A 7687-nucleotide genomic window follows, 5' to 3' on the forward strand; every position below is an offset into this window, starting at 1 on the left:
TGCAGCATCTGCATCTTGCCGTGCATTTAATGCACGCCTACCATCCTCGTACCAGCCGCCGCCGAACGCCGAGGACGAGGAAAGACGCATGGCCACGACGACGATCACGCCCGAAGCCGCCGCACCGGACCGGGGGCCCGTACGGCGCCGCACGGTCCGCGCGATCAAGGTGCACTGGCCCGTCCCGGCGCAGACCCTGGCCGCGTGCGCCGCGGGCGACCTGGAGGTACTGCGCGCCGACGAGTCCTTCGCCCCGCTGCTGCGGGTCCTGGAGGCCTCGCCCGAACTCGGCGACTTCGGCGTCTACGGCGACGTCTTCGAGGTCGCCCTCGGCGTGGAGAGCTTCAGCGTGCGCACCGGCGCCCAGCCCACCCTCGGCTCGGTCGGCGGACGCTTCCTCTCCTCGACGCTCGCCGTGACCACCTACGTCGACGCCACGGCCGGCGACGACGAACTCGCCCTGCTCCTCGCCCGCCTCACCGACGTCCACCCCTGGGAGGTCCCGGTGATCGAGCTCTCCGCCCCCATGGACCTCGTCACCCGGGGCTGACCCCGGCGCCGCCCGCTTCCGACGGCCCCCGAGCCCGTCGTCCGCACCGGACGACCGCTCCCACCCGTGCGCGGCCACCCCCTCGCGCACCCCTCGTCCCCGAAAGTGGCCCGAACCCCTCAGCCATGCCCTGCCGATCGCCCCCCACGCCCCGCCCCCGCCTCCCCTCCCCGCTCCGCAGAGGAGACCGCCGTGTCCGTCTCAGCCGTACCGGAGAACCCTCCGGCCGCCGCCGAACCCGCTCCCCAGCCGCCCTCCGACGGTCTGCGCCGCACCATGCGCTCCCGCCACCTCGTCATGATCGCGATGGGCGGGGTCATCGGCTCCGGGCTCTTCCTCAGCTCCGGGTTCACCGTCTCCCAGGCCGGTCCCCTCGGCGCCGTCCTCGCCTACCTGGTCGGCGCGTTCGTCGTCTGGCTGGTGATGGCCTGCCTCGGCGAACTCGCCGTCACCTACCCCGTCTCCGGCGCCTTCCACGTCTACGCCTCCCGCGCGATCGGCCCCGCCACCGGCTTCGCCACCGCCTGGCTGTACTGGCTGACCTGGGCCGTCGCCCTCGGCTCCGAGTTCACCGCGTGCGGACTGCTGATGCAGCGCTGGTTCCCCGGGGTCGGCGTCTGGGTGTGGTGCGTGGTCTTCGCGGCCGTCGTCTTCGGCGTGAACGCCTTCTCGGCCCGCGTCTTCGGCGAGACCGAGTACTGGTTCTCGCTGGTCAAGGTGGTCGCCGTGGTCACCCTCATCGTCCTCGGCGGCGCCGCCCTGTTCGGCTTCCACCCGCTGGCCGACGGCGGCTCGCACCCCTTCCTGCTGCAGAACTTCGACACCCCCGACGGCCTCTTCCCGAACGGCTTCTCCGGCGTCCTGGTCACCGTGCTCGCCGCGTTCTACGCCTTCTCCGGCTCCGAGCTGATCGGCGTCGCCGCCGGTGAGACCGAGAACCCGGCCGAGGCCGTGCCCAAGGCGCTGCGCGTCACCGTCGTACGCCTGCTGGTCTTCTTCGTCGGCGCCATCACGGTGATCGCCGCGACCATCCCGTACGACAGGGTCGGCCTGGACGAGAGCCCCTTCGTCACCGTCTTCTCCTCGCTCGGCATCCCCTACGCCGCCGACGCCATGAACTTCGTGATCATCACGGCGCTGCTGTCGGCCGGCAACAGCGGCCTGTACTCCTGCGCCCGGATGCTGTTCTCCCTCGCGGAGGAGAAGCAGGCCCCCGAGGCGCTGCGCCGGCTCACCCGCCGCGGCATCCCGCTGACCGCGCTCGCGCTCAGCATGCTCGGCGGCCTCGCCTCCCTGGTGAGCAGCGTCGCGGCCCCCGAGACCGTCTACCTGGTGCTGGTGTCGATCGCCGGGTTCGCCGCCGTCGGCGTCTGGATGTCCATCGTCGCCGCCCAGTTCTTCCACCGCCGGGCCTTCGTCCGCGACGGCGGCGACCCGGCCACGCTGCCCTACCGCACGCCCCTCTACCCGGTCGTCCCCGTCCTCGCCTTCGTCCTGTGCCTCGCCTCGCTGGTCGGCATCGCCCTGGACCCGGCGCAGGCGACCGCCCTGTACTTCGGCATCCCGTTCGTCGCGGGCTGCTACCTCTACCACTGGCTCCGCCACGGCCGCCGCACCCGGCCGGTCGAGAACACCGTCGAAACAGAGGACCGGCACGCATGACATCGCACCCGGACACCGCCGCGGCCACCACCCCCGCCGCCGCCCCCGAACCGCCCCTGTGGGCCCTGCACCGGGAGCTGATCGACAGAACGGTCCGCACCGACCTCACGCACGCCTTCCACCCCGGCCAGCCGCACTTCCCGGCCTTCCCGGACGAGAAGCGCGAGATGCCCTTCGACATGTCCCGCGGCGACGGCTTCAACGTGCACCTGTACACGCTCGTCGGGCAGTGGGGCACCCACGTCGACCCGCCCGTGCACTTCGTCGACGGCGCCCGGCCCCTGGACGCGATACCCGTCGACGAGATGATCCTGCCGCTCGTCGTCCTCGACATCACCGAGCGCGTCGAGACCGACCCGGACGCGGTACCGGCCCTGGCCGACGTGGCGGCCTGGGAGGCGCGCAACGGCCGTGTCCCGCAAGGGTCGTTCGTCGCGCTGCGCACCGGCTGGGGCCGCCGCTGGCCCGACCCGGCCGCCATGGCCAACAAGGACGCGGCGGGGGTCAGCCACTACCCGGGCTGGTCCGCCGAGGTCCTGACGTACCTCTTCGAGGAGGCCGGCGTCACCGCGATCGGGCACGAGCAGACCGACACCGACCCCGGACTCGCCACCTCCGCAGGGGACTTCGGCCTGGAGCGCTACGTCCTGGAACGGGACCGCTGGCAGATCGAGCTGATGGCCGGCCTCGACCGGGTACCGGAGGCGGGCGCGCTGATCGTCGCCACCTGGCCCAAGCCGCAGGGCGGTTCGGGCTTCCCCGCCCGCGTCTTCGCCCTGCACCAGGCCGACTGAACCACCGCCCGCGACCGGCTCCGGCGGCCGACCCGGCCGCCAGAGCCTTCGCTGTTGAAGGACCCGTCCGGACAACCGTGAGGAGACGGACCGCGCCATGGACGCCATCGACGAGCAGATCATCACCGAACTCACCCGCAACGCCCGGATCTCGCACGCCGAACTGGGCCAGCGGGTACGGCTGTCCCGCAACGCCGTGCGCCAGCGCGTCGAGCGCCTGGAGCGGCAGGGACACATCGGCGGCTACACGATCGTCCGTCCCTCCCACGGGCCGGACCACCACGTGGTCGCCGCGCACGTGATGGTCTACCGCGAGGACCGGATGCGCGGCGGCGACGTCCTCGCCGCCCTCAGACGCATCCCCGAGGTGGTCTCCTGCGACGTCCTCAGCGGCCAGTTCGACCTGCTGGTCAGCGTGGAGGCGGCCACCCTGGAACGCGTACAGGGCATCTGGGAGCAGATAGCCCAGATGCCCGGTGTACGGGACACGGTGACGGCGCTGGCGCTGTCCCGGGTGGTCAGCCGGCCCCGGTGAGGCCCGCGGCCAGCAGCCGCAGCGCGCCCTCCCGGTCCAGCAGCCCCCGCCGTACGACGACGTCCACCACGTCCGCCCCGGTCCGCGCCGCCTCCCGGGAGACGTCGGCGGCGGCCTCGTGGCCGATGCGCGGCGCGAGCGCCGTCACCGCGCCGACCGTGCCGGCGCCGGTGCGCGCGAGGTGCTCCCGGTTGGCGGTGATGCCCGCCACGCACCGGGTGCGCAGCGCCTCGCAGCCGTGCGTGAGCCAGCCGATGTGCTGCAACAGCAGGTGCCCGATGAGCGGTTCGAACGCGTTGAGCTGCAACTGCCCGTTGTCGGCGGCCATGGTGATCGCGACGTCCGCGCCCGCGGTCGCGAACGCGATCTGGTTGACCATCTCCGGGATCACCGGGTTGACCTTCCCCGGCATCACCGACGAACCGGCCTGGAGGGCGGGCAGGCTGATCTCGGCGAGGCCCGCGCGGGGCCCGCTGGCGAGCAGCCGCAGATCGCTGCACACCTTCGACAGCTTCACCGCCGTACGCTTCAGCACCCCCGACACCAGCAGGAACACCCCGGTGTCGGAGGTCGCCTCCACCAGGTCGGCGGCGGGCGTGAGGTCGAGTCCGGTCAGCGCCCGCAGATGCCGTACGGCCGCCTCCGCGTAGCCCGGTTCGGCGGCGATGCCGGTGCCGATCGCGGTGGCGCCGAGGCTGGTCTCGGCCAGCAGCGGCAGGGTCTCGCCGATCCGCCGGACGTCCTCGGCGAGCGTGACGCCGAACGCGGCGAACTCCCGGCCCAGCGTCATCGGCACGGCGTCCTGCAACTGGGTGCGGCCCACCTTCACGACCGTCGCGAACTCCTCCCCCTTGGCGGCGAACGCGGCGGAGAGAAGCGTGAGTTCGGCGCTCAGCTCGGCCAGGGCCGCGCTGACGGCGATCCGCAGGGCGGTGGGGTAGGCGTCGTTCGTGGACTGGCAGCGGTTGACGTCGTCCAGCGGGTCCAGGTGCTCGTAGCGCCCGCGCCCGTGGCCCAGGTGCTCCAGCGCGAGGTTCGCGATCACCTCGTTGGCGTTCATGTTGGTGCTGGTGCCCGCGCCGCCCTGGACGACGTCCACCGGGAACTGGTCGTGGTGACGCCCCTCCGCGAGGGCCCGGCAGGCCGCCGCGACGGCCCGCACCTTGTGCGGCTCCAGGACCCCGATCTCACCGTTGGCGAGCGCCGCCGCGTGCTTCACCCGCGCCAGCGCGCGGACCAGATGGGGATGGGCGCCGACCGGGACCCCGCTGACCCGGAAGTTCTCCAGGGCCCGCGCGGTGTGCGCGCCCCAGTAGGCCCCGGCGGGCACCGGTACGTCGCCCAGCGCGTCCGACTCGATCCGGAAACCGGCCGCCGGCCCGCTCACGCCGCTTCCCGGTTGAGGCAGACCACCTTCGGCTGGGTCATCTCCTCGTAGGCGAAGCGCACGCCCTCGCGGCCCATGCTGCCGTACTTGAAGCCGCCGAACGGCATCGCGTCGAAGCGGTAGTCGGAGGAGTCGTTGACCATCACGCCACCCGCCTCCAGCAGGTCGGCCGCGGCCATCGCCCGGTCCAGCGAGCCGGTGAAGACCCCCGCGTGCAGGCTGAAGTCGATCTCGTTGGCCCGCTCGACGGCCTCCTCGAAGGAGTCCACCGGCTGGACCACGACGACCGGCGCGAACGCCTCCTCGCGCCACAGCGCCGACGTGCCCGGCACGTTCTCCAGCACGGTCGGCGCGTACACACCGCCGTCCCGCTCGTGCCCGCACAGCAGCCGGGCGCCCTCGGCGAGCGCGGCCGTGACCGTGGCCTGGGCCGCGGCGGCCGCCGCCTCGCTGATCATCGGTCCGACGTCGGTGCGCACGTCCGCCGGGTCCCCGGCCCGCAGCCGCCGGGTCCGCTCGACGAAGGCGTCCCGGAACTCCTCGTACACCGCGCGCTCGACGAGGATGCGCTGGGTGCCGATGCAGTTCTGCCCGGCCGCCCAGAACGCCCCGGAGACACACGCGTCCACGGCCGCGTCGAGGTCGGCGTCCGCGAGCACCAGGACGGGCGCGTTGCCGCCGAGGTCCATCGCGAGTTTCTTCAGGCCCGCCGTCCGGGCGATGGCCTCGCCGGTGCGGAAGCCGCCGGTGAAGGACACCATCCGCACGTCCGGCGCCGCCACCACGGCCGCGCCCAGCTCGGCGCCGCCGTTGACCACGGTCACCACCTCCTCCGGCAGCCCCGCCTCCACCAGCGTGTCGACCAGCCGCAGCGCGGACAGCGGGGTGAGCAGCGACGGTTTGAGGACGACCGCGTTGCCGCCCGCGATCGCCGGACCGAGCTTGTGCGCGACCAGGTTCAGCGGGTCGTTGTACGGCGTGACGGCCGCGATGACGCCCAGCGGCTCGCGGGTGAACCAGCCGGTCCGGCCCTCCGACCCCTCGTACGCGTCGAACGGCACCACCTCGCCCGCGTTGCGGCGGGCCTCGGCGGCGGACAGCCGCAGGGTGTTGACGGCGCGTCCGGTCTCCTTGCGGGCCTGGACCAGCGTCTTGCCCGCCTCGGCGGTGATCAGCCGGGCGAACGACTCGGCCCGCTCCTCGATCAGCCGGGCCGCGCCGTCCAGCACCGCCGCGCGGGCGGCCCGGGAGAGCCGGCGGGCCGTGGCCCGGCCGGTACGGGCCCGCCGCAGCACGTCGTCCACCGCGCCGGCCGGGGTCAGGCAGACGGAGCCGATGATCTCGCCGGTGTAGGGGTTGCGCACGGGCGCCATGCCGTCGCCGACCTGTGCGGGGGAGGGGAGTTCGGTGCTCAGGGCGGTGCTCAGGGCGGTGTCAGCCACGGTGGGCCTCCTGGAGGGGCATGGCGCCGACGGTGGTGCCGCTCTGCTCGTGGATGCCGATGACGTCCGACAGCAGGGCGTACGCCGTCTCGGTGCGTCCGGCGCCGGGGCCGCCGACGGTGACGGTGCTCAGCAGGTCGGTGTGGAAGGCGACGGTGTTGACGGGGCCGGTGACCCCGGCGAGGGGGTGGCCTCCGGGCAGCGCGACCGGGGCGACCCGCGCCTCGACGGTGCCGTCGGGACGCCGGACGGCGGAGCCGACCAGCTTCCAGCGCAGCCCCTCGGCCGCGGCCCGCCGGACGTCCTCGGCGGTGAGCGCGGAGATGCCGGTGCAGGGCACGTCCGCGCGGGTCAGGTCGGCGCCCAGCACCTCGTTCGCGAGGATCATGACCTTCAGCTGGACGTCGTGGCCCTCGATGTCGGCGGTCGGATCGGCCTCCGCGTACCCGAGGGACTGGGCCTCGGCGACGGCGTCCGCGAAGGACAGGCCCGACTCCAGGCGGCCCAGGACGTAGTTGGAGGTGCCGTTCAGGACGCCCTCGAAGCCGGTCACGGCCAGTCCGCCGAACATCCGGCGGGCGGTGCGCAGCACGGGGGTGCCGGACATCACCGTGCCCTCGAACTCGAAGCACACGCCGTGCCGCCGGGCCAGGTCGCGCAGGGCCCGGCAGTGCAGGGCGACCGGTCCCTTGTTGGTGGTGCACACGTGCTTGCCGGCCTCGATCGCCCACCGCACGTGCGACAGCGCGGGTTCGCCGTCGGCGGGGTTGGTGAAGGTCGCCTCGGCCACGATGTCGGCGGGCACCTCGCGGATCACCCACTCGTTGCGGGGCTCCGGGTCGCCGCCGGCCAGCGGGGAGAAGTCCAGTTCCCCGGGGGCGACGGCGAGCAGCGGCGCCAGGTCGATGCCGTCCCCGTCCGTGCGGACCAGGGAACCGGCCCGCAGGTCGGTGATGGCCACCACCCGCAGCGTGAAGCCGAGTTCGGCCTCCAGCGCGTCCTGGCGATCGGCGATCAGCTCCGCGAGCGCACGGTTCACGCCGCCGAATCCGATGAGCGCGAGGTCGTATCGGGTCATCCGGTCCTCCTTCTCCAGCGGCGCCGCCCACCTGGCGGCCCGGCCACGCACAGCCTCACGCGCGTCCGCGTCAGCACAGCCATGCCGAAACGCCCAATCCCACCGCCGATCCGCACAGCCCCCGCACCACCCGCCCTGCACCCACCCCGCCCCCGTTATGTTCTTCGCGGCTCCGCAATGGGGCCGCTGGCCTCCGGGCCCGGCATGACTGTGTCCCCCTGTCGAACGGATGACCTGGG

At 73.4% G+C, this 7687-nt stretch carries 7 protein-coding genes; 4 read left to right on the forward strand and 3 right to left on the reverse strand.

From position 1 onward, the window contains the following. Positions 1 to 88 precede the first annotated feature (88 nt). The 4 genes from ACZ619_RS31465 (at position 89) to ACZ619_RS31480 (ending at position 3541) form a co-directional block, all read left to right on the forward strand. Positions 89 to 550 (forward strand): hypothetical protein, encoded by a 462-nt coding sequence (locus tag ACZ619_RS31465; RefSeq protein WP_469606081.1) that lies wholly within the window; start codon positions 89 to 91, stop codon positions 548 to 550. 192 nt (positions 551 to 742) lie between these two features. Next, positions 743 to 2212 carry an amino acid permease gene (locus tag ACZ619_RS31470; RefSeq protein WP_469606084.1) on the forward strand — a complete coding sequence of 490 codons (1470 nt, stop codon included), beginning with the start codon at positions 743 to 745 and terminating at the stop codon, positions 2210 to 2212. Continuing rightward, a complete protein-coding gene (locus ACZ619_RS31475; protein ID WP_469606086.1) occupies positions 2209 to 3006 on the forward strand; it encodes a cyclase family protein in 798 nt (265 codons plus the stop codon). Before ACZ619_RS31470 ends, ACZ619_RS31475 begins: the two co-directional genes overlap by 4 nt. Positions 3007 to 3103: 97 nt before the next feature. Next, positions 3104 to 3541: an Lrp/AsnC family transcriptional regulator gene (locus ACZ619_RS31480; RefSeq protein WP_469606089.1), complete on the forward strand. Its 438-nt coding sequence runs from the start codon at positions 3104 to 3106 to the stop codon at positions 3539 to 3541. Here the strand turns inward: ACZ619_RS31480 and ACZ619_RS31485 are convergent. From ACZ619_RS31485 to ACZ619_RS31495, 3 genes are read right to left on the reverse strand one after another with little or no spacing between them, the layout of a single operon-like run. Then, positions 3525 to 4928, reverse strand: coding sequence for an aspartate ammonia-lyase (locus ACZ619_RS31485; protein WP_469606091.1), 1404 nt, complete (start codon positions 4926 to 4928; stop codon positions 3525 to 3527). The genes ACZ619_RS31480 and ACZ619_RS31485 overlap by 17 nt on opposite strands. Then, the gene (locus tag ACZ619_RS31490) at positions 4925 to 6370 is read right to left on the reverse strand and encodes an aldehyde dehydrogenase family protein (protein WP_469606094.1); all 1446 of its coding nucleotides are present in this window, start codon (positions 6368 to 6370) and stop codon (positions 4925 to 4927) included. The genes ACZ619_RS31485 and ACZ619_RS31490 overlap by 4 nt, the downstream gene beginning before the upstream one ends. Continuing rightward, positions 6363 to 7448 carry a homoserine dehydrogenase gene (locus ACZ619_RS31495; RefSeq protein WP_469606097.1) on the reverse strand — a complete coding sequence of 362 codons (1086 nt, stop codon included), beginning with the start codon at positions 7446 to 7448 and terminating at the stop codon, positions 6363 to 6365. The genes ACZ619_RS31490 and ACZ619_RS31495 overlap by 8 nt, the downstream gene beginning before the upstream one ends. Between the last annotated feature and the right edge of the window lie 239 nt (positions 7449 to 7687).

The sequence above is a fragment of the Streptomyces sp. NPDC104367 genome (assembly GCF_055583825.1).